21 protein-coding genes are annotated in these 21,172 nt (G+C 67.6%); 17 read left to right on the top strand and 4 right to left on the bottom strand.

The genetic code is table 11. The annotated features are described in order from the left end of the window. Positions 1-43: 43 nt before the first annotated feature. From DL990_RS06300 to DL990_RS06370, 15 genes are all read left to right on the top strand, one after another. Positions 44-451 carry an NADH-quinone oxidoreductase subunit A gene (locus DL990_RS06300; RefSeq protein ID WP_125789053.1) on the top strand — a complete coding sequence of 136 codons (408 nt, stop codon included), beginning with the start codon at positions 44-46 and terminating at the stop codon, positions 449-451. 6 nt (positions 452-457) lie between these two features. Beyond that, positions 458-1,006, top strand: a complete 549-nt coding sequence (locus DL990_RS06305; protein ID WP_005151847.1) for an NADH-quinone oxidoreductase subunit B family protein — start codon at positions 458-460, stop codon at positions 1,004-1,006. A gap of 5 nt (positions 1,007-1,011) precedes the next feature. Next, positions 1,012-1,779 (top strand): NADH-quinone oxidoreductase subunit C, encoded by a 768-nt coding sequence (locus DL990_RS06310; protein ID WP_125788705.1) that lies wholly within the window; start codon positions 1,012-1,014, stop codon positions 1,777-1,779. Further along, a complete protein-coding gene (locus DL990_RS06315; protein ID WP_125788706.1) occupies positions 1,776-3,107 on the top strand; it encodes an NADH-quinone oxidoreductase subunit D in 1,332 nt (443 codons plus the stop codon). Before DL990_RS06310 ends, DL990_RS06315 begins: the two co-directional genes overlap by 4 nt. A gap of 23 nt (positions 3,108-3,130) precedes the next feature. Continuing rightward, the gene (nuoE, locus tag DL990_RS06320; RefSeq protein ID WP_125798456.1) at positions 3,131-3,976 is read left to right on the top strand and encodes an NADH-quinone oxidoreductase subunit NuoE; all 846 of its coding nucleotides are present in this window, start codon (positions 3,131-3,133) and stop codon (positions 3,974-3,976) included. After that, positions 3,976-5,256, top strand: a complete 1,281-nt coding sequence (gene nuoF / locus DL990_RS06325; RefSeq protein WP_125798142.1) for an NADH-quinone oxidoreductase subunit NuoF — start codon at positions 3,976-3,978, stop codon at positions 5,254-5,256. Before nuoE ends, nuoF begins: the two co-directional genes overlap by 1 nt. Further along, positions 5,253-7,739: an NADH-quinone oxidoreductase subunit G gene (locus DL990_RS06330; RefSeq protein WP_125798143.1), complete on the top strand. Its 2,487-nt coding sequence runs from the start codon at positions 5,253-5,255 to the stop codon at positions 7,737-7,739. Before nuoF ends, DL990_RS06330 begins: the two co-directional genes overlap by 4 nt. Then, on the top strand, positions 7,736-9,073 hold the full coding sequence (nuoH, locus tag DL990_RS06335) for an NADH-quinone oxidoreductase subunit NuoH (RefSeq protein ID WP_233599186.1): 1,338 nt from the start codon (positions 7,736-7,738) through the stop codon (positions 9,071-9,073). The genes DL990_RS06330 and nuoH overlap by 4 nt, the downstream gene beginning before the upstream one ends. Next, positions 9,060-9,599: an NADH-quinone oxidoreductase subunit NuoI gene (gene nuoI / locus DL990_RS06340; protein ID WP_125788710.1), complete on the top strand. Its 540-nt coding sequence runs from the start codon at positions 9,060-9,062 to the stop codon at positions 9,597-9,599. Before nuoH ends, nuoI begins: the two co-directional genes overlap by 14 nt. After that, a complete protein-coding gene (locus tag DL990_RS06345) occupies positions 9,596-10,441 on the top strand; it encodes an NADH-quinone oxidoreductase subunit J (protein ID WP_125788711.1) in 846 nt (281 codons plus the stop codon). The genes nuoI and DL990_RS06345 overlap by 4 nt, the downstream gene beginning before the upstream one ends. Beyond that, on the top strand, positions 10,438-10,737 hold the full coding sequence (gene nuoK / locus DL990_RS06350; protein WP_061980060.1) for an NADH-quinone oxidoreductase subunit NuoK: 300 nt from the start codon (positions 10,438-10,440) through the stop codon (positions 10,735-10,737). Before DL990_RS06345 ends, nuoK begins: the two co-directional genes overlap by 4 nt. 10 nt (positions 10,738-10,747) lie before the next feature. Further along, positions 10,748-12,646 (top strand): NADH-quinone oxidoreductase subunit L, encoded by a 1,899-nt coding sequence (gene nuoL, locus DL990_RS06355; RefSeq protein WP_125798144.1) that lies wholly within the window; start codon positions 10,748-10,750, stop codon positions 12,644-12,646. Continuing rightward, a complete protein-coding gene (locus DL990_RS06360; protein ID WP_125788713.1) occupies positions 12,646-14,196 on the top strand; it encodes an NADH-quinone oxidoreductase subunit M in 1,551 nt (516 codons plus the stop codon). The genes nuoL and DL990_RS06360 overlap by 1 nt, the downstream gene beginning before the upstream one ends. 3 nt (positions 14,197-14,199) lie before the next feature. After that, the gene (gene nuoN / locus DL990_RS06365; RefSeq protein WP_125788714.1) at positions 14,200-15,765 is read left to right on the top strand and encodes an NADH-quinone oxidoreductase subunit NuoN; all 1,566 of its coding nucleotides are present in this window, start codon (positions 14,200-14,202) and stop codon (positions 15,763-15,765) included. A 107-nt stretch (positions 15,766-15,872) separates the two neighbouring features. Further along, positions 15,873-16,679: a helix-turn-helix transcriptional regulator gene (locus DL990_RS06370; RefSeq protein WP_125798145.1), complete on the top strand. Its 807-nt coding sequence runs from the start codon at positions 15,873-15,875 to the stop codon at positions 16,677-16,679. Here the strand turns inward: DL990_RS06370 and DL990_RS06375 are convergent. The 4 genes from DL990_RS06375 to DL990_RS06390 are packed head-to-tail and all read right to left on the bottom strand — an operon-like array spanning position 16,632 to position 19,719. Next, positions 16,632-17,351, bottom strand: a complete 720-nt coding sequence (locus tag DL990_RS06375; RefSeq protein WP_125798146.1) for an ESX secretion-associated protein EspG — start codon at positions 17,349-17,351, stop codon at positions 16,632-16,634. The two genes, DL990_RS06370 and DL990_RS06375, sit on opposite strands and share 48 nt — an antisense overlap. Before the next feature lie 27 nt (positions 17,352-17,378). Continuing rightward, positions 17,379-18,674: a PPE domain-containing protein gene (locus tag DL990_RS06380; protein WP_125798147.1), complete on the bottom strand. Its 1,296-nt coding sequence runs from the start codon at positions 18,672-18,674 to the stop codon at positions 17,379-17,381. Next, positions 18,674-19,297, bottom strand: a complete 624-nt coding sequence (locus DL990_RS06385; protein WP_125798148.1) for a DUF3558 domain-containing protein — start codon at positions 19,295-19,297, stop codon at positions 18,674-18,676. The genes DL990_RS06380 and DL990_RS06385 overlap by 1 nt, the downstream gene beginning before the upstream one ends. Beyond that, entirely contained in the window at positions 19,297-19,719 is a 423-nt protein-coding gene (locus tag DL990_RS06390; RefSeq protein WP_125798149.1) for a hypothetical protein, read from the bottom strand. Before DL990_RS06390 ends, DL990_RS06385 begins: the two co-directional genes overlap by 1 nt. 364 nt (positions 19,720-20,083) lie before the next feature. Here DL990_RS06390 and DL990_RS41700 point away from each other — a divergent pair, with 364 nt between their 5' ends. After that, positions 20,084-20,401, top strand: coding sequence for a hypothetical protein (locus DL990_RS41700; RefSeq protein WP_233620406.1), 318 nt, complete (start codon positions 20,084-20,086; stop codon positions 20,399-20,401). Next, positions 20,398-21,165, top strand: coding sequence for a hypothetical protein (locus DL990_RS06395; RefSeq protein ID WP_233620407.1), 768 nt, complete (start codon positions 20,398-20,400; stop codon positions 21,163-21,165). The genes DL990_RS41700 and DL990_RS06395 overlap by 4 nt, the downstream gene beginning before the upstream one ends. Positions 21,166-21,172: the final 7 nt, after the last annotated feature.

Below are 21,172 nucleotides of genomic sequence, written 5' to 3' on the forward strand. Positions count from 1 at the left end.
AAAACCGCAGCGGCGCGGAAAGGATGGCGAAAACCCCGTGCTGATGTTGCCCGTGCTGACCCAGGCGAGCACCCCTTCGGTGCCCAATCTGGACATGTACCTCCCCCTGGTCCTCCTGTTCGTCCTCGCTCTCGGCTTCGCGGTGCTCTCGGTGCTGCTCGGCCCGCTGGTCGGCCCGAGCCGCCCCAACAGGGCGAAGACCGCGGCCTACGAATGCGGTATCGAACCGTCGCCGCAGCCGGTCGTCGGCGGCGGCCGGATGCCGGTCGCGTACTACATCACCGCGATGCTGTTCATCCTGTTCGACATCGAGATGGTCTTCCTCTACCCGTTCGCGGTCTCCGCGGACGCGCTGGGCATGTTCGGCCTGGTGGAGATCGTGCTGTTCATCGCGACGGTCGGTTTCGCGTACGCCTACGTATGGCGTCGCGGCGGCCTGGATTGGAACTAGAGAAGCATGGGCCTCGAAGAAAAACTCCCCAACGGCATCCTGCTCGCCAGCCTCGAAGGCCTGGTCAACTGGGCGCGCAAGAACTCGATGTGGCCCGCCACCTTCGGTCTCGCCTGCTGCGCGATCGAGATGATGACCGTCGGCGGTTCCCGCTACGACATCGCGCGTTTCGGCATGGAGCGCTTCAGCGCGACGCCGCGCCAGGCGGATCTGATGATCGTCGCCGGCCGCGTCACGCAGAAGATGGCGCCGGTGCTCCGCCAGATCTACGACCAGATGGCCGAGCCCAAGTGGGTGCTGGCGATGGGCGTCTGCGCCTCGTCCGGCGGGATGTTCAACAACTACGCCGTGGTGCAGGGCGTCGACCACATCGTCCCGGTCGACATGTACCTCCCCGGCTGCCCGCCGCGCCCCGAAATGCTGCTCGACGCGATCCTGAAGCTGCACGCCAAGATCCAGGACGAGCCGATCAACGCCCGCCGGGCCGCGATCCGCGCCGCCAGCGGTGAGCGCACCGAGCTGATCGCCTCCTCGATCAAGTACGCGAAGAAGTGAGCGACGTGCCCGAAGACAACACCCCCGAAGAGACACCGGAAACCGGCGGCGAGCAGTCGAGCGCCGACCGTCCCGAAGGCGGTCTCGAGCCGCAGGGCACGCGCCCGGCCGAGCCGGTCGTCACCGGTAAAGAGCGCCAGGGCATGTTCGGCGTGCGCGGCACCGGTGACACCTCCGGTTACGGCGGCGTCCGCCTCCCCGCGTACAGCCCGCCCCCGGCGGAGCGCCCGTACGGCGGCTGGTTCGACGAGTTCGCCGACGAGTTCTACGCGGCCTTGGCGGACAACAAGATCCCGGCGAACGCGATCCTGCAGACCACGGTCGACCGCGGCGAGATCACCTTCTACGTCTCCCGCGAGCACCTCGTCGAGATCGCCAAGGTCCTGCGCGACGACACCGGTCTCCGCTTCGAGCTGCTCAGCTCCGTCTCCGGCGTGGACTACGGCGTCGACGTCCCGCAGCGGCTGCACTCGGTGTACCACTTCACGTCGATGACCTACCGTCGCCGCATCCGGCTCGAGGTCACCCTCGACATCGAAGACCCGCACGTCCCGTCGCTGGTCGGGGTCTACCCGACGGCCGACTGGCAGGAGCGGGAGACCTGGGACATGTTCGGCATCGTCTACGACGGCCACCCGGCGCTGACCCGCATCCTCATGCCGGACGACTGGGACGGCCACCCCCAGCGCAAGGACTACCCGCTCGGCGGGATCCCCGTCGAATACAAGGGCGCGGAGATCCCGCCGCCGGACCAGCGGAGGTCGTACTCGTGAGCATTCACGACGAAGCAACCGAAGTCCCCGAAGCCGACTCGCGTGACACCACCGAAGGCCGCGTCTACACCGTCTCCGGCGGTGACTGGGAAGACGTCATCGAGGACTCCCGCCACGACGAGCGCATGGTCATCAACATGGGCCCGCAGCACCCGTCGACGCACGGCGTGCTCCGGCTCGTGCTGGAGATGGAGGGCGAGACCGTCACCCAGCTCCGCTCGGTCATCGGCTACCTGCACACCGGGATCGAGAAGAACTGCGAGTACCGCACGTGGACCCAGGGCGTCACCTTCGTGACGCGCATGGACTACCTCGCGCCGCTCTCGACCGAGATGGCGTACTGCCTCGGCGTCGAGAAGCTGCTCGGCATCCAGGCCCCGCGCCGCGCCGAGCTGCTGCGCGTGATGCTGCTGGAGATCAACCGCATCGGCTCGCACCTGGTCTACATCGCCACCGGCGGCATGGAACTCGGTGCCACCACGGCGATGACGCTCGGCTTCCGTGAGCGCGAAGAGGTCCTGCACCTGCTGGAGCACCTCACCGGTCTCCGGATGAACCACGCGTTCATCCGCCCCGGCGGCCTCGCCCAGGACATGCCCGCCGACTACCAAGAGGTCGTCAGCGCGTTCGTCAAGGTGATGGACGAGCGGCTTCCCTTGTACGACAAGCTCTTCACCGGTCAGCCGATCTGGCGCAACCGGCTCAAGGGCGTCGGGTACCTGCCGGTCGACGCCTGCCTCGCGCTCGGTGTCACCGGCCCGGTGCTGCGCAGCGCCGGTCTGCCGTGGGACATGCGCAAGACCGAGCCGTACTCCCGCTACGACGAGTTCGAGTTCGACATCCCGACCTCGACCGACGCGGACTGCTGGGCGCGGTACCTGCTGCGCGTCGAGGAGATGCACCAGAGCCTGCGGATCATCAAGCAGTGCCTGAAGAAGCTCGAGCCGGGCCCGGTCATGGTCGAGGACAAGAAGGTCGCCTGGCCGGCGCAGCTCTCGATCGGCAGTGACGGCATGGGCAACTCGCTCGAGCACGTCCGCAAGATCATGGGCCAGTCGATGGAATCGCTGATCCATCACTTCAAACTGGTCACCGAGGGCTTCAAGGTCCCGCCGGGCCAGACCTACACGTCGGTGGAATCGCCGCGCGGCGAACTCGGCGTGCACCTGGTCTCCGACGGCGGCACCAGGCCGCTGCGGGTCCACGTGCGCGAACCGAGTTTCGTGAACCTGCAGTCGATGCCCGCGATGGCCGAAGGCGGCCTGGTGGCGGACGTGATCGCCGCCATCGCCTCGATCGACCCCGTCATGGGGGGAGTGGACCGTTGAGCACCCAGCCCGGAACGACACCGATGCCCGAGCCCGGCACCAGCCTGGCCGAGCAGACCCACATCGCCGCCGGCGGTGACGTCGACGTGATCGCGATCGCGCCGGATCCCGCCGAGGCGGAAGGGATCCTGGAGAACGCGAAGCTCGAAGACATCTTCGATGCCGACACCTACGCCAGGGCACAGAACCTGATCTCGCGGTACCCGCAGTCCAGGTCGGCGCTGCTGCCGCTGCTGCACCTGGTGCAGTCGGTGCAGGGGTACGTGAGCCAGGAGGGCATCGCCTTCTGCGCCGCGCAGCTGGACCTGTCCGACGCCGAGGTCAGCGCGGTCGCGACGTTCTACACCATGTACAAGCGCCGCCCGTGCGGCGAGCACCTGGTGAGCGTCTGCACCAACACGCTTTGCGCGGCCATGGGCGGCGACGCGATCTACAAGAAGCTCCAGACGCATCTCGGCTCCGAAGAGAAGCCGTTGGGGCACAACGAGACCGCGGGTACGCCGAACGAGCCCGGCTCGATCACCCTCGAACACGCCGAATGCCTCGCGGCCTGTGACCTCGCCCCGGTCATCCAGGTCAACTACGAGTACTTCGACAACCAGACCGAGGACAAGGCCGTCGCGCTGGTCGACGCGTTGCAGGCGGGCAAGAAGCCCGCCCCGACGCGCGGCGCGCCGCTGACGAACTTCAAGGGCGCCGAACTGCAGCTCGCCGGGTTCTTCCCGGAGGACGCGCAGCAGTACCGCACGGACGTCGACGGCCCTTCGCAGGCCGTCGAAACCCTGCGGGGAGCGCAGGTCGCGCAAGACCGCGGCTGGACCGCGCCCGCCATGAAGGACGTGGCCTTGCCGGAAGTGGAGAAGAAGTAATGGCCGATCCCATCACTCCGGTCCTCACGAAGCGCTGGCTTTCGCCCAACTCCTGGACGATCCAGTCCTACGAAGCCCTCGAGGGCTACACCGCGATCCGCAAGGCGCTCAAGGCCACTCCCGAGCAGATCGTCCAGGTGGTCAAGGATTCCGGCCTCCGCGGCCGTGGCGGCGCGGGCTTCCCCGCCGGCATCAAATGGTCCTTCATGCCGCCGAACGAGGACAAGCCGCACTACCTCGTCATCAATGCCGACGAGGGCGAGCCGGGTACCTGCAAGGACATCCCGCTGATGATGGCGGACCCGCACTCGCTGATCGAGGGCTGCATCATCGCCTCGTACGCGATGCGTTCGCACCACTGCTTCATCTACGTCCGAGGCGAGGCGCTGCACTGCATCCGCCGTCTCAACGCGGCCGTACGCGAGGCGTACGAAGCGGGCTACCTCGGCAAGAACATCCTCGACTCCGGATTCGACCTCGACATCACCGTGCACGCGGGCGCCGGGGCGTACATCTGCGGCGAGGAGACGGCGCTGCTGGACTCGCTGGAAGGCCGCCGCGGCCAGCCGCGGCTCAAGCCGCCGTTCCCGGCCGCCGCGGGGCTCTACGCCGCGCCGACCACGGTGAACAACGTCGAGACCATCGCCAGCGCGCCGTACATCATCAACGGCGGTTCGGACTGGTTCCGCCAGATGGGCCGCGAGAAGTCGCCCGGCCCGAAGATCTACTCGATCTCCGGCCACGTCGAGAAGCCCGGCCAGTACGAATGCCCGCTCGGCACCACGCTGCGCGACCTGCTGGACATGGCGGGCGGCATGAAGGACGGCGTCCCGCTGAAGTTCTGGACGCCGGGTGGTTCGTCCACGCCGATGTTCACCGCCGAGCACCTCGATGTTCCGCTGGACTTCGAAGGCGCGGCGGAAGCCGGGTCGATGCTGGGCACGACGGCCGTGCAGGTCTTCAACGAGACCGTTTCCGTGCCGTGGGCCGTGATGAAGTGGACGCAGTTCTACGAGCACGAGTCCTGCGGCAAGTGCACGCCGTGCCGCGAGGGCACGTACTGGCTGGCGCAGATCCTGGAGCGCATGGTCGAGGGCCACGGCACCGAGGAGGACATCGACACCTTGCTCGACGTCTGCGACAACATCCTCGGCCGCTCGTTCTGCGCACTCGGCGACGGCGCGGTCTCGCCGATCCAGAGCGGGATCAAGTACTTCCGCGAGGAATTCCTCGCACTCTGTGAAACCAACAAGCGCGAACTGGTGGGGGCGCAGGCATGACGATCGCACCCGACAGGCCGGGAACGTCCACAGAGGACACCCCGGTCCCCGAGGGCCATGTCAAGCTGGTCATCGACGGTGAAGAGGTCATCGCGCCCAAGGGCGAGCTGCTGATCCGCACCGCCGAACGGCTCGGCACGGTCATCCCGCGCTTCTGCGACCACCCGCTGCTCGACCCGGCAGGCGCCTGTCGCCAGTGCCTGGTCGAGGTCGAAATGGGCGGCCGTCCGATGCCGAAGCCGCAGGCCTCGTGCACCATGACGGTCGCCGACGGCATGGTCGTGAAGACCCAGCTGACCTCGGCCGTGGCGGACAAGGCACAGCAGGGTGTGATGGAGCTGCTGCTCATCAACCACCCGCTGGACTGCCCGGTCTGCGACAAGGGCGGCGAATGCCCGCTGCAGAACCAGGCGCTCGCGCACGGCCGCGCGGAATCCCGTTTCGTCGACACGAAGCGGACGTTCCCGAAGCCGCTGCCGATCTCCTCGCAGGTGCTGCTGGACCGCGAGCGCTGCGTGCTCTGCCAGCGCTGCACCCGGTTCTCCCGCGAGATCGCCGGCGACCCGTTCATCGAGCTGCTGGAACGCGGCGCCCACCAGCAGATCGGTACCGCGGAGACCGCGGACGTGCTGGACCTGGCTTCGCGGACCACGTCGGGGCAGCCGTTCCAGTCGTACTTCTCCGGCAACGTCATCCAGATCTGCCCGGTCGGCGCGCTGACGTCGGCCGCGTACCGGTTCCGTTCGCGGCCGTTCGACCTGGTGTCCGCGCCGAGCGTGTGCGAGCACTGCTCGTCCGGCTGCGCCGAGCGGACCGACTTCCGCCGCGGCAAGGTCATGCGGAAGCTGGCGGGCGACGACCCCGAGGTCAACGAAGAGTGGATCTGCGACAAGGGCCGCTTCGCCTTCCGCTACGCCACCGCGGATGACCGCATCCGCCGTCCGCTGATCCGCAACGCCGACGGCGTGCTGGAAGAGGCTTCCTGGACCGACGCGCTGCGCGCGGCCGCCGCCGGGCTCGCCGAAGCGCGGGACGGCAAGGGCGCCGCGGTGCTCACCGGCGGTCGCCTGACCGTCGAGGACGCCTACGCGTACTCGAAGTTCGCGCGGATCGCCTTGGGCACCAACGACATCGACTTCCGGGCGCGTCCGCACTCGGCCGAGGAGCTGGGCTTCCTCGCGTCGCACGTGGTCGGGACGACGCCGGAAAGCGGCGTCACGTTCGGCGAGATCGAGCGGGCACGCACGGTGCTGTGCGTCGCGTTCGAGCCGGAGGACGAGGCGCCGATCGTGTTCCTGCGGCTGCGCAAGGCGGCCCGCAAGAACCGCACCCGCGTCGTCCACTTGGGACAGTGGACCACCTCCTCGGTCCGCAAGACCTTCGGCGAGCTGCTGGCCTGCGCGCCGGGCAGTGAGGCCGCCGCGATCGACGGCATCGCGCAGCACGCGCAGGACGTCGACCAGGCGCTTTCGGCCGAAGGCTCGGTGATCCTCGTCGGCGAACGCGCGGCCGAGGTCCCCGGTCTGTTCTCGGCCCTGCACCGGCTGGTGGAGCGCACCGGCGCCCGGCTCGCGTGGATCCCGCGTCGCGCGGGTGAACGCGGTGCCCTGGCGGCGGGCGCGGCGCCGACGCTGCTGCCCGGTGGCCGCTCGGTCACCGACGACGCGGCTCGCGCCGAGATCGAAAAGGCTTGGGGCGTCACGCTTTCCGCCACGGCGGGCCGCGACACCACCGCCATCCTCAAGGCCGCTTCCGGTCAGGACATCGACGGCCTGCTGGTCGGCGGCGTCGACCCGGACGACCTGCCGGACCCGGACCTGGCCCGCCGCGCGCTGCAGAACGCGAAGTTCGTGGTGAGCCTGGAGCTGCGACACAGCGGGGTCACCGAACACGCGGACGTCGTCCTCCCGATCGCCCCGGCGGTCGAGAAGGCGGGCAGCTACCTGAACTGGGAAGGCCGCCGCCGCGAGTTCGCCGTCACCCTCGAAGGCACCGGCGCCCTGCCCGACTGCCGGGTGCTTGACACCCTCGCCGTCGAGATGGACGCGGACATCTTCACGCAGACCCCGGCCGCCGCTGCCGCCGATCTGGCGAAGCTGCCCGCGCGTGAGATGAAGGACTCCTTCATTGCAGATTTCGCAATGAAGGACGCTTTCATTGCACGTCCGGAGGCGGCGAACGGCCAGGTCCTCCTCGCCACCTGGCGCCAGCTGATCGACAACGGTTCGCTGCAGGACGGCGAGCCGCACCTCAAGGGCACGCAGCGCGAGGTCGTCGCCAAGCTCTCGGCGAAGACCGCCGAAGGCTTGGGCGGCAGCGTGAAGGTCTCCACCGAACGCGGTTCCATCACGTTGCCGATCGAGGTCGCGGACCTGCCGGACGGCGTCGTATGGCTTCCGGGCAACTCCGACGGCTCCGCCGTCCGCGCCGCGCTCGCGGCCGGTCATGGCTCGGTCGTCAACCTCACCGGAGGTGAGAAGTGACTCCGTTGCTCAGCCAGATGCCGGACGCCGCCGAGCGGGCGGCGCTGCTGGCGGACGACCCGTTGTGGCTGATCCTGATCAAGACGGTCGTCATCCTGCTGATCGGCCCGATCCTGACGATCTTCCTGATCGTCTGGGAGCGCAAGGCCGTCGGCCGGATGCAGAACCGTCCCGGCCCCAACCGGGTCGGGCCCGGCGGCTACCTGCAGTCCCTGGCGGACGCGATCAAGCTGCCGTTCAAGGAACAGATCATCCCGGACACCGCCGACCGCAAGGTGTACTTCCTCGCGCCGGTGATCTCCGCGGTGCCGGCGCTGATCGCGCTGGCCGCGATCCCGTTCGGCCCGGTGGTCTCGATCTTCGGTGAGCGCACCACGCTCCAGCTGGTCGATCTGCCGGTCGGCGTGCTGGTGATCCTCGCCTGCTCCTCGATCGGCGTGTACGGCCTGGTGCTGGCCGGCTGGTCGTCCGGCTCGCCGTATCCGCTGCTCGGCGGACTGCGAAGCGCGGCTCAGGTGATCTCCTACGAGATCGCGATGGGTCTGTCCATTGTGGGCGTCATCCTCTACGCGGGTTCGATGTCGACGTCGGCGATCGTCGAGTCGCAGCAGACCGGCTGGTACTTCTACCTGCTGCTGCCGAGTTTCGTGATCTACCTGATCTCCATGGTCGGCGAGACCAACCGCGCGCCGTTCGACCTCCCCGAGGCCGAATCCGAGCTGGTCGGTGGTTTCCACACCGAGTACAGCTCGATGAAGTTCGCGATGTTCTTCCTCGCCGAGTACGTCAACATGGTGATCGTTTCGGCGTTCGCGACCACGTTGTTCCTCGGCGGCTGGAAGTTCCCGTTCGTCGGCGCCGACCACGCGCTCAACCAGGGCTGGCTCCCGCTGCTGTGGTTCACGGCCAAGCTGTTCATCCTGTTGTTCGGGTTCATCTGGCTGCGCGGCACGCTGCCGCGGCTGCGGTACGACCAGTTCATGCGGCTGGGCTGGAAGGTCCTGGTACCGGTCAACCTGGTCTGGATCGTCGTGATCGTCACGGTCCGCGCCATCAAGAACTCGGGCGGCCTCTCCACCCCGCAGATCCTCATCGGCGGCGGCGCGCTCATCCTCGTCGTCGTCATCCTGAGCCTGCTGCTGCCGGACAAGAAGGTCCCGGACGAGGACTACGTCCCGGTGACCGGTGGCGGATTCCCGGTCCCGCCGCTCGACCTGCAGGTTCCGGACCAGACTCCGCGTCAGAAGGCCGTCGCGAAGGCCGAAGCCCGGGCTGCCAAGCGCAAGCCCGCGGCGGTTTCCAGTGGAAGGGAGGCCGGCGATGGGGATGTTTGATCCCATCAAGGGTTTCGGTGTCACCTTCGGGATGATGTTCAAGAAGGTCGCCACCGAGGAGTACCCGGAGGCAGGCGCCCCCGCCGCTCCGCGTTACCACGGCAGGCACCAGCTGAACCGGCATCCGGACGGGCTGGAGAAATGCGTCGGCTGCGAGCTGTGCGCGTGGGCCTGCCCGGCGGACGCGATCTTCGTCGAAGGCGGCGACAACACCGAAGAGGCACGGTTCTCGCCCGGTGAGCGGTACGGCGCCGACTACCAGATCAACTACCTGCGCTGCATCGGCTGCGGGTTGTGCGTCGAGGCCTGCCCGACCCGGTCACTGACGATGATCAACTTCTACGAGCTGGCCGACGACGACCGGCAGCGGCTGATCTACACCAAGGAAGACCTCCTCGCGCCGCTGCTGCCCGGCATGGAGCAGCCGCCGCATCCGATGCGGCTGGGCGACAACGAGCAGGACTACTACGTCAACGGCCCCGAGCTGGCACGCAAGCCCGCCGAGAGCACGGAGGCCGTCCAGTGATCACGGCTTTCCTCGCCCAGACGGACGTTTCGGCCGGGATCACCACCGGCGAGACCATCGCGTTCTGGGTGCTCGGCCCGCTCGCGCTGCTCGGCGGGCTCGGCATGATCTTCTCCCGAAACGCCGTGCACTCGGCGCTGTGGCTGGTCCTCACGATGCTGTGCCTCGGCGCGCTGTACATGATCCAGCAGGCGCCGTTCCTCGGCTTCACGCAGATCATCGTCTACACCGGCGCGATCATGATGCTGTTCCTGTTCGTGCTGATGATGGTCGGCAGGGAGAGCTCGGATTCGGTCGTCGAAGTACTGCGCGGGCAGCGGGTCATGGCGACCCTGCTCGGCGTCGGCGTCGGCGGACTGCTCGCGGCCGGTCTCGCCCGCTCGCTGGCCAACGTCACGCCGGCGATGCCGCTCGACCCGGCGAGCCTCGACGGCGGCGGCCCCGGCGGCCTGGGACGGCTCATCTTCACCAAGTACCTGTTCCCGTTCGAACTCACGTCGGCGCTGCTGATCACCGCCGCGCTCGGCGCGATGGTGCTCGCGTTCACCGACCGGCACGCCAAGGGTGGCAAGAAGAACCAGAAGGAACTCGTCGTCGACCGGTTCACCGGCAAACACGACCGGCCTTCGCCGCTGCCCGGCCCGGGTGTCTTCGCGACGGCCAACTCGATCGCCACCCCGGCGCTGCTGCCGGACGGTTCGATCGCGCCGGAGTCGCTCTCGGACATCATCGAGTCCACTTCGGCCTCGCGGCTGGAAGACGAGCGCAAGCAGGTCGCGGGCTCGACCGACGGCCCCGACGCACACGCTCTCGTGGGCAAGCCTGAAGGGGAGAAGGAATGACCCCGACGTACTACCTGCTCCTGTCCGCGCTGTTGTTCACCATCGGCGCGGTCGGGGTGCTGGTGCGCCGCAACGCGATCGTCGTGTTCATGTGCATCGAGCTGATGCTGAACGCGGCGAACCTGTCCCTGGTCACGTTCGCCCGGATCAACGGGTCGCTCGACGGTCAGGTGATGGCGTTCTTCGTGATGGTCGTGGCCGCCGCGGAGGTCGTGGTGGGGCTGGCGATCATCATGGCGATCTTCCGCACCCGGCGCTCGGCCTCGGTCGACGACACCAACCTGCTGAAGTACTAGGGGTTCAAGAGTGACCGCATCATCGTGGCTGCTGGTGGCCTTCCCGGCTCTTGGCGCACTGATTCTTCTGCTGGCCGGTAAACGAGCCAGGGGCTGGGGACACCTCCTCGGCAGTGCGACCGTCTCACTGTCCTTTGTGTACGGCCTGATCCTCTTCTTCACGGCCGACACGAAGAACGTCGCGGACGTCAAACTGTTCTCGTGGATCCCGGTTTCGGCGCTGCAGGTCGACTTCGGGCTCCGGATCGACGCGCTTTCGCTGACGTTCGTGCTGCTGATCACCGGCGTCGGCATGCTGATCCACTTCTACTCGATCGGCTACATGGCCGAGGACCGCGATCGGTCGAGGTTCTTCGCCTACCTCAACCTGTTCGTCGCCTCGATGCTGATCCTGGTGCTGGGCAACAGCTTCGTGACGTTGTACCTCGGCTGGGAAGGCGTCGGTCTCGCGTCGTACCTGCTCATCGGCTGGTACCAGGACCGCCCGTCCGCGGCCACCGCCACCGAGAAGGCGTTCCTGATGAACCGCGTCGGTGACGTCGGGCTGGCGCTGGCGATCTTCCTGATGTTCAAGTACGTCGGGAGCACCGGTTACGCCGAGGTCTTCGGCGCGATCGACAAGATCCCGACCGGCGCGATCACCGCCATCGCGATCCTGCTGCTGCTGGGCGCCTGCGGTAAATCCGGTCAGTTCCCGTTGCAGGCCTGGCTTCCGGACGCGATGGAGGGCCCGACCCCGGTCTCGGCCCTCATCCACGCGGCGACGATGGTCACCGCCGGTGTCTACCTGGTCGCCCGCGCGCACGAGATCTTCAACGCCACCCCGGACGGCCGCCTGATCGTCACCCTGGTCGGTACGGTCACGCTGCTGATCGGGTGCATCATCGGCTGCGCCTACGACGACATCAAGAAGGTCCTGGCGTACTCCACGGTCAGCCAGATCGGGTACATGATGCTCGCCGTCGGCCTCGGGCCGATCGCCTACGCGCTCGGCATCATGCACCTGGTGGCGCACGGTTTCTTCAAGGCGGGGCTGTTCCTCGGGGCCGGTTCGGTCATGCACGCCATGAACGACGAGGTCGACATGCGGAAGTACGGCGGGCTGCGCAAGCACATGCCGGTCACCTTCTGGACCTTCGCGCTCGGTTACCTCGCCCTGATCGGCATCCCGCCGCTGTCCGGCTTCTTCACCAAGGACGCGATCATCGAAGCGGCGCTGTCCCAGGGCGGCTGGCGTGGCTGGGTGATGGGCGGCGCGGCACTGCTCGGCGCCGGGCTCACCGCGTTCTACATGACGCGCCTGATGGTGATGACCTTCTTCGGCAAGGAACGCTGGAAGGAGATCAAGTCCAGCGACGGCCGCGACTTCCACCCGCACGAATCGCCCGCGGTGATGAAGTGGCCGATGATCGTCCTCGCCGTCGGTTCGATCGGCGCCGGTGCGTTCTTCGCCCTCGGCGACCGGTTCGCCGAGTGGCTCTCGCCGGTGGTCGGTCCGCTCGAAGAGGGCGGCCACAGCGTCATCCCGCACGCGCTGGTCCCGATCCTCACCGTGGCGCTGTCCGTCCTCGGCGCGGTGGCCGCGTGGCTCTTCGTCGGCCGTAAGGACGTTCCGGTGGAACGCCCCGAGCGGGTCTCCGCCGTGGTCAAGGCCGCGCGCAACGACCTCTACGGCAACACCCTGAACGAGACGCTGGTGGCCCGCCCGGGCACCTGGCTCGCCCGCGCACTGGTCTACGTGGACAACCGCGGGGTCGACGGCGCGGTCAACGGCCTCGCCGCCGCACTCGGCGGCGGATCCGGGCGCCTGCGCCGCCTTCAGACCGGCTTCGTCCGCTCGTACGCACTGTCCATGCTGGGCGGCACATTCCTGCTTCTGGCGGCACTCCTGCTGGTGAGGTTCTCCTGATGACCTGGGTACTCGCAACCATCCTGCTGCCGCTGGTCGGCGCCGCGGTCGTCGCGGGGATGAAGAAGAACGACAGGCTGGCGACGCTCACCGCGCTCGTGGTGTCGCTTCTGACGTTCCTGCTGGTGATCCCGATGTGGGCGAGCTACGTGCCCTCGGGAGACCGGATCCAGCAGAAGTCCTCGATGGACTGGATCCCCAACTTCGGCATCCACATCTCGTTCGGCATCGACGGCATCGCGCTGGTGATGATCGCGGTCATCGGCCTGCTGGTGCCGATCGTGGTCGGCGCGCTCGGGCTGACCGACAAGCTCCCGGCCGGACGCTCGGCGGGCGGGTTCCTCTCGCTGATCCTGGTGCAGGAGGCGCTGACCATCGCGGTGTTCGCCGCGACCGACGTCTTCCTGTTCTACGTGCTGTTCGAGATCATGCTGATCCCGATGTACTTCCTGATCGGCGGCTACGGCGGCGCGAACCGGCAGTACGCGGCGGTCAAGTTCTTCCTCTACTCGTTCCTCGGCGGCCTGATCATGCTGGCCTCGGCCATCGGGGCGTACTCGATGGCGTCGGACGAACTCGGCAAGGGCACCTTCGACTGGGAAACGCTCGTCACGGTCGTCCGCGACGCCCCGCTGGGCACCCAGATCTGGCTGTTCATCGGGTTCTTCCTCGCGTTCGCGATCAAGGCCCCTTTGGTGCCGTTCCACACCTGGCTGCCGGACGCCGCGGGCCAGGCGCCCATCGGCGTCGCGGTGCTGCTGGTCGGCGTGCTGGACAAGGTCGGCACGTTCGGCTTCCTGCGCTACTGCCTCCCGATGTTCCCGGAGGCCAGCAAGGAACTCGCGCCGTGGGTGCTGGTGCTCGCCGTCGCGGGTGTCCTTTACGGCTCGATCCTCGCGGCCGGGCAGCGCGATATGAAGCGCTTCATCGCCTACGTGTCGATCGCCCACTTCGGCTTCATCGCGCTGGGCATCTTCACCTTCAACGAGCAGGCGATGGTCGGCTCGGTGTCGTACATGCTGAACCACAGCCTCGCCACCGGCATGCTGATCGTGGTGGTCGGCCTGATCGTGATGCGCGGCGGGTCCACGCGGATCTCCGACTACGGCGGCATGGCGAAGGTGACCCCGCTGCTCGGCGGGATGCTGCTCATCGCCGGTCTGTCCACTTTGTCCCTGCCCGGCACGAACTCCTTCATCAGTGAGTTCCTGGTGCTGCTGGGGTCCTTTGTGGACTACCCGGTGTACACGATCATCGCGACGGTCGGCATGGTGCTGGCCGCGGCGTACGTGCTCTGGCTCTACCAGCGCGTCATGCAGGGCCCCGTCCGCGGAGATGCCCTGATCGGCGCCGGCGGCGGGCCTGGCACGGCGATCGCTCCCGAACTCGGGGCGACCAAAGCAATCAAGGACCTCGGCGGCAGGGAGATCGCGATCCTGGCGCCGATGGTCGTGCTGATCATCGCGCTCGGGTTCTATCCCAAGCCGGTGCTCGACACGATCACCCCGTCGGTGCAGGCGACGATGTCGTCCGTGCAGGGAGGCAAGTAAACCGTGCTCTTCTTGACTCAGGCGCCACCGGTGCAGGTGCCGTCGATCGACTACTTCGCCGTCACGCCGATCCTGATCATCCTCGGGGCCGCATGTGTCAGCGTGCTGTTCGAGGCCTTCCTGCCCAAGCACATGCGGTGGCCGTCGCAGGTCTTCCTGTCCCTGGTCGGGATCGGCGCGGCGGGTGTCTTCTTGGTCTGGTACGCCAGTTCATCCGCGCCGAAGGCAGGCATCACGACCTTCAGCGGCGCGATCGCCGTCGACCGGCCGTCGCTGTTCCTGTGGGGCACGCTGCTGGCGCTGGCGCTGGGCGCGGTGCTGCTGATCGCGGACCGCTCGGTCGAACCCGGCGGCGCGTTCGTCGCGCAGGCCGGCATCCGGCCCGGCACGCTGCAGGACCGCGCGCAGGTCGGCACCACCGGTATGCAGACCGAGGTCTTCCCGCTGACGCTGTTCGCGCTCGGCGGCATGATGTCGTTCGTCGCGGCCAACGACCTGCTCACCATGTTCATCGCGCTCGAGGTGCTGAGCCTGCCGCTGTACCTGATGTGCGGTCTCGCGCGGCGGCGTCGCCTGCTCTCGCAGGAATCCGCCGTCAAGTACTTCCTGCTCGGCGCGTTCTCGTCGGCGTTCTTCCTCTACGGTCTCGCGCTGCTCTACGGCTACGCGAACTCCGTGAAGCTGTCGGACATCGCCAACGCCGCCGCCGGTTCGGACCGGTCGGACACGCTGCTGTTCGCCGGGCTCGGGCTGGTCGCGGTCGGCCTGCTGTTCAAGGGTTCGGTCGGCCCGTTCCACACCTGGACCCCGGACGTCTACCAGGGCGCGCCGACCCCGGTCACCGCGTTCATGGGCGCCTGCACCAAGGTCGCCGCGTTCGGCGGGATCCTGCGGGTGTTCCAGGTGGCGTTCGAGTCGACGAGCTGGGAATGGCGCGGCGTGCTCTGGGGCGTCGCGATCATCTCGATGCTGATCGGCGCGGTGCTCGGCCTGACGCAGACCGACGTGAAACGCATGATCGCCTACTCGTCCATCGCGCACGCCGGGTTCCTGCTCGTGGGTGCGATCGCGATGACCGAAGAAGGCCTGTCGAGCACGCTGTTCTACCTGCTGGCCTACGGCTTCACCACGCTCGCCGCGTTCGGTGTCGTCTCGCTGGTGCGGGACTCGAACGGCGAGGCGACCCACCTGTCCGCCTGGGCCGGGCTGGCGAAACGGTCTCCGGTATTGGCCGGGGTGTTCACCTTCCTGCTTCTCGCGCTCGCCGGTATCCCGCTGACCAGTGGTTTCGTCGGGAAGTTCGTGGTGTTCTCGGCGGCCCTGTCCGACGGGATGGCGCCGCTGGTCGTCATCGCCCTGATCTTCAGCGCCGTCGCCGCCTTCTTCTACCTGCGGGTGATCGTGCTGATGTACTTCTCCGAGCCCGCCCCCGACGGCCCGACCGTCACCGTGCCCGGCGCGTTCACCACCACGGCGATCACGCTCGGCGTCATCGTCACGCTGGTGCTCGGCCTGCTCCCGGCGTTCGCCCTCGACTGGGCGGGGTCCGGCGGCTTCGCTCTCAAGTAGTTTTTTTTGCGCGTGAAGGCCCCCTTCCCTCGGCTCAGCCGAGGGAAGGGGGCCTTCACGCGTTTCGGGCACTGAATTGCCGGGCCGCACCTGGCAGGTTGCTCGCCATGCCGAAGCCGAAGCCCACACCCCAGGCGAGGGCTCTCGCCGAGGGACTTCGAGCCGCGCGGCGGGCCGCCAGATTGGCCGCGACCGAAGTGGCCGACAAACTGGCCTGGTCCCAGTCGACGATCAGCCGGATCGAAACCGCTGTGCGCGCGGCGTCCGCCGAAGAGGTGTCCGCGCTGCTCGCGGTCTATCAGGTCACCGGCGAGCGACGGGACGCGCTGCTCTCGTTGTCCCGCGACAACGGGCCCTGGTGGTTCGCTGACCTGTCACTCCAGTTGAAGACTCTCGCCCAGTACGAAAAGGAGGCCCGCAGGATCGTCGCTTTCGCGACCACGCTTGTCCCCGACCTGCTGCAGACTCCCTTCTACGCGAGGGCTACGGACCTTTCCGCCGCGGCGATCGAGGCGCGGCGGGAACGGCAGAAATTGCTGGGACAGAAGAAGTTCGTCGCCTATATCGACGAAGGAGCGCTGCGCCGTCAGGTCGGTGGGCCACAAGTGATGGCGAATCAGCTTCGGCATCTCGTCTCGCTGGCCGAACGGCCCACCGTCGAACTCCGGGTCATCCCCTTCACCGCCGGAGCTCATCCCGGTGGTGCCTATGTTCTGCTGGAATTCGGCGACGTCCGGCCGTTGGTGTACCTGGAGCATCGGCGATCCGGACTGTTCCTGCACCGACCCTGCGATGTCGAACCCTATCTACGGTCCACTGTGGACGCTGTCGCGCTGGATCCGGCGCGGTCGGTGCGCCTGATCGAGTCAGTGGTCGAGACTCGCTCGCAGCGCGGCGACCTTTTGGGCCAGTAACGAGGGATCGCCGGGGAGGACGGTGATGTACCGGTTCTGAGGAGAACCGCTCACGTGCATGGCCACCCGTCCGGCGTCGAGGTCGAGATAGGTCAGGCCGTCCGTGGCCTCTGTGCGCTTTTCCCCGTTGGGACGCTTGGCCGCGGCAAAGAACCCGACACCGAAATAGGGCTGCTCGAAGACGTCGTCCAGCCATCGCGCGTCCCGGCTTCGCGAATCCTTGAAGTCGTCCTGGGGCAACGAAAACGGCGTGAAACGCGCGGGCGGGTACTCGGGCAGGTTCATCACGAGCGCCGCCGCGCGGTCGGAGGTCCGCACGCCCTTGAGCCACACGCGATTCCCCTCGCAGATCGCCGTCACCGCTGCCCGTCCGCGCACCGCGACGAGCACGCTGTACTGCTCCGCCTCCGTCCGCACGGTCGCGTAGTACTCGGTGTTCGGCCGGTCGAGTATGTGCAGGACGTCCTCGAAGTCGCTGGTCAGCCGCTTGCCCTCGGTGAACCCGAGCCCGCCGAGCTCCTCGAACGCCGCCCGGTCTTCGCCGTTCCGCGACGACGGCGGGATGTACCGCAGCCCGCCCGCGAAGATCAAATGCGGATCTCCGCAGCCGACATGACGGAACGCGGTCAACAGTGTGTCGAGCGTGATCTCGACCGGGCGCGCGAGCACCACGTGTCTCCCTCCCCTGGGACTGCGGTGCTACTTCTTGTTCTCGCCGATCACCGGTGGCATCGGCTTTTCGGGGTAGCCACCGAAGGTCTCGTCCGGATCCGGGTTTTGGAGGTACGCCGGAGCCTTCTTCTCCTTGTCCTCCTCGCCCTTCCCGCGAGCGGCGCCGGGCGCCATCGGCATCCCGTTCGCCCCGCCACGACCCGCAGCTCCGGCCGTCCCCGCCGCGCCTCGGCCGCCCACGCCTTCGCCCGGCAGCCCGGCGCCGCTCCGTCCACCCGCCCCGGGCTGCCCGGTGCCGCCTGGTCCGCCAGGGACGCCACCCCGATACCCGCCCGGAGATCCTGGCCCACCTGTGGTTCGCCCGCCCGGCCCGCTGGTGGGCCCTTGCCCTCCGCCGGTACCCGGCCCGAACGAGGTGTACCCGGGCGGGAAGGCGCCTGGTTGGTTGAAGGTGGTGGTGCCCGGCTTGCCGGTCGGCCCGAAGTCGAGGTTCGCCGCCGGCGGCATGACCGGCGTGGTCTGGGGTGGTGTGTACGAATTCGCGCGGGTTCCGTCGTCGGGCTGCTGTGCGCCGGGCTGATACGGACCCGGGTGCGACTGGCCGGGCTGGGGGCCTTGCCCAGGCTGGGGGCCACCGTCGGCCGCGCCGCCCGGCGCCGGTGTGCTCGGCCCACTGGGGCCGCTCGGCCCGCTGGGGCCTCGGTAGGGCTCGCCTGCGCCGAGTTCGCGTCCGTCGGCGCCGTCGCCGAACCCCTTCACCGCCGGTTTGCCGACGTCGCCCTCGTCCAAGGTGACGCTGCCGCCGGGATCGGTGAGCTGCGCGTACTGGGCAGGCAGCTCGTCACCGTTGGCAGTGCTGGCGGAGTGGTAAGACGCGAACGCGTCGATGTTGTGCTGACTGTCGGCCTGGTACCCCTTGACCCGGTCCCAGTAGCCGAACGTGCCGCCGCGTCCCATGAGCGCCTCGACGTCTTCGGCGGTTGGCGCGGGCTGCTCGGGCGGAACCGGCTTGACTGAGTTCTTGGCCGTGCCGAACGCGTCCATCTGGGAGCTGATGGCGGTCTGGGCCCGTGTCAGGTGCGTCACGTCGTCCGCCGCAGCCTCGACGACCGGCACCGTCGCGTCGACCGCCGCCATGCTGGCCCCGCCCTGCCAACCCTCCAGGGTCTTCTGCGTGAGGGCGGCGAGCCGCTGCGCCCGTTCGTGGTGCCGCCGGGTCAGCTCATGGGCTGCACGCTGCGCATCGGAGAGCGAGCCAGTGCCCTTGCCCTTGGTGATCTGTTCGTAGATCTGAGCTGCGGTGAGCGGTCCTTCGGCGACCATCAGTTGCTCCCTCGGATGGTGGTCAGCACCCTTATTGCGGCTTCGCGTGCGGCGTCGCACGGGTCTTTCTTGCCGATGTTGGCCTCGGACTGTTCCAGGACGACGTCGATGGTCTCGTTATCGCTGGTTCCCAGCGCGACCGAGCACCTGCCACGACTAGCCCGCTCATCTTCCGTGCCGTAGGCGGTGACTGGGTATCCGTCGATCGGTTCGAGCGGGTCAAAGAGCTTGTAAGGATTCCCTTTGGCTTCGTAGACGCTTGTCATGCCTCTATCAGCGGATTTACTGAAGAGCACGTTGACTCTGGGGCGGCTGGCGGCTGGCGGAGACCACCTGCAAGAGGGGCCAGACGCATCATCTGGTCGATCGCTGGTCTCTGCGGCCGAGCCAAGAATTTCCTGGACCTGCGTATCGGTGAGGGCGTTGCAGGGTGTCTGTTTGATTCGGGTGAGGTCGATCGGATTGTCGACCTTGGGTACGCCAGGGCCAGGGAGCTGTCCAGCTGTGGTCGGAGGGGCCGAGCCTGGGCTGCTGGTAGGGGTCACTGTGCCGCTATTGGTTGAAGGCGAACAAGCGGCGAGAATGAACGTGACAGCGCCGACGAGAAGGATGGAGCGACGCATCAGGCGATGCCCTTCGGCTGTTGGTTGATGACTGAAGTGGCGTGATCTTCCGCTGTGGCGTATTTGCCGAGCGCGGTCACGTACTTGGTTGCCATGTTCTCGCAGTAGGCGATGCGCTGCCGAAGCGCCTCTTCCAACGCTGCTCCGGATTGTTGAGTCGTCACGGCGTTGCCGCCGCTGGCATATTCGAGCCCCGGAGGCATTGCCCTGGCTACCTTTCCAGCCGCGTCGAGGTCGTCGAGGTACTCGTTGGCGAGCCCGCGCCACTCTTTCGCCAGCTCATGCAGCGTCGCCTCGTCGTACTTGAACCCCGCCCCTTCGGCGACAGGTGTTCCGTAAGAGCCCCCAGCAGGGCGGAAGCGGTCGACTTCACTCCAGCGCAAGCCCGGCTCGTAGACCGGTGACCCCTCAGGCACGGCCATACACCCCCGCCGCACCGAATCGATCCCCACTGAATAGCCGAAGCCGTCCCGAAGTCACCGTCGTCATGTGCCCCTCCCGTGGCTACAAGGCGCGTCTCCCCGATGCACCCTGCGTAATCCGACGCCGGGAAGATTACCAGGGTTCCCGGGGTGGTGAACCCGACTGCATAAAGTCCCGTTCCCTGCTGAATAGCCTCAGCGAACTTGATGACTATCCGTGAAAACCATTCGTGTGAATGTGCCCGGGAAACTGGGTTCTAGCTGGTGATTGGACGATCAAGTTCGCACACTCTGCGTAATGAAGTTTCGAAGAGTGATTCTCGGCGCAGTTCTCGGCTGTCTGTTGGCGGCTTGTGCGGAATCCGTGGAAACACCCCCGTCGCCACCGCAGTTTCCGGAATGGCAGCCGAAGCAACCGCGGCCTGCGGATCGCGACGAAGAGGCCGTCGGTGCGGCGCTCGCGGCGCTGGATTTCTGCGAGTTGATCGACCTGGCCGCCTACGACCGCAGAAAGGCGGGCGATCCCCGGCCCGTGACACGCGAGCCCAAGGAGAAGTACGGCAGGAAGATGTGCACCCTCGTCCGTGATGGTTACGAACCTCTCATCTACGCCGAGGACGTGGACCCGGGGCACCTGGTTCTCCACCGGGTCGACGGAGCCGTCATCGACTTGGGCGGGTGAAGGGCTATCAGGAAGAGACCCGCCGCGAGGGCAGGCTCGATGGCTGTGCGATCACGGTGCCGGTGAGCTTCCAGCGCGCGGTCAGGTTCGAACTGGGGATGACTCGGAGCAAGGACTGCGAACTCCTCCGCGACTTCGCCACCGCGGGCGCCGCGAAGCTGCCCCGCGACCTCGTCTACCCACCGGACGGTCAGGACAGCGCCCGGGTCGGGGCCTGCGCGGACTGGGTCTCCACCAGCAAGGGTGAGAACTGCGATCCGGCGGTCGAGGTCGAAGTACCGGGCGGCGCCGAGCGGATCATCGCCGCCGGAGCCGCCGATCCGAACGTCGAATGCGCGGTGTTCCGTGACGCGGTCCGGATGGCGTTCGGCCCGGACTTCGCACCGATCGCCACGCCGGGAGGGTGCTACTTCGTCGAGCCGAAACATCGGCTGCAGATCGAGGCCGGGGCCACCGCGAACGGCGGCGCGCCGGGGGAATGGCTCGCGGATCCGAACAAGACCTTCAAAGACCACCAGCAGCTCACGTTCGGCGACCGGCCGGGAGTCACTTTCCGTTCGAAGGACGACCACGAGTTCGCGCTCTATGCCTCACCACTCGGGAACCTCGACGTCCGCGGGCATGTCCGGCTGCGGATATCGCCCGAGCAAGAGAGAGGGGTCGAAGACTGGGACCGCTCGAAGGTCGTTTCGGAGGTGGACGTCGCCAAGGCGCACGCCGTGATGGATTTCGTGCTGGCGACCCACTTTCGGGTGGCCGGGTGACGTGCGC

The sequence above is a fragment of the Amycolatopsis sp. WAC 01416 genome (assembly GCF_003947485.1).
GTDB lineage: Bacteria > Actinomycetota > Actinomycetes > Mycobacteriales > Pseudonocardiaceae > Amycolatopsis.

Bases quoted from the DNA above. Each gene is read 5' to 3' on its own strand.
- DL990_RS06330 (WP_125798143.1), top strand. From the start codon at position 5,253: ATGACGATCGCACCCGACAGGCCGGGAACGTCCACAGAGGACACCCCG.
- DL990_RS06370 (WP_125798145.1), top strand. From the start codon at position 15,873: ATGCCGAAGCCGAAGCCCACACCCCAGGCGAGGGCTCTCGCCGAGGGA.
- DL990_RS06305 (WP_005151847.1), top strand. From the start codon at position 458: ATGGGCCTCGAAGAAAAACTCCCCAACGGCATCCTGCTCGCCAGCCTC.
- DL990_RS06390 (WP_125798149.1), bottom strand. From the start codon at position 19,719: ATGGCCGTGCCTGAGGGGTCACCGGTCTACGAGCCGGGCTTGCGCTGG.
- DL990_RS06300 (WP_125789053.1), top strand. From the start codon at position 44: ATGTTGCCCGTGCTGACCCAGGCGAGCACCCCTTCGGTGCCCAATCTG.
- DL990_RS06385 (WP_125798148.1), bottom strand. From the start codon at position 19,297: ATGCGTCGCTCCATCCTTCTCGTCGGCGCTGTCACGTTCATTCTCGCC.
- nuoK (WP_061980060.1), top strand. From the start codon at position 10,438: ATGACCCCGACGTACTACCTGCTCCTGTCCGCGCTGTTGTTCACCATC.
- nuoE (WP_125798456.1), top strand. From the start codon at position 3,131: ATGCCCGAGCCCGGCACCAGCCTGGCCGAGCAGACCCACATCGCCGCC.
- nuoF (WP_125798142.1), top strand. From the start codon at position 3,976: ATGGCCGATCCCATCACTCCGGTCCTCACGAAGCGCTGGCTTTCGCCC.
- DL990_RS06360 (WP_125788713.1), top strand. From the start codon at position 12,646: ATGACCTGGGTACTCGCAACCATCCTGCTGCCGCTGGTCGGCGCCGCG.
- nuoI (WP_125788710.1), top strand. From the start codon at position 9,060: ATGGGGATGTTTGATCCCATCAAGGGTTTCGGTGTCACCTTCGGGATG.
- DL990_RS06380 (WP_125798147.1), bottom strand. From the start codon at position 18,674: ATGGTCGCCGAAGGACCGCTCACCGCAGCTCAGATCTACGAACAGATC.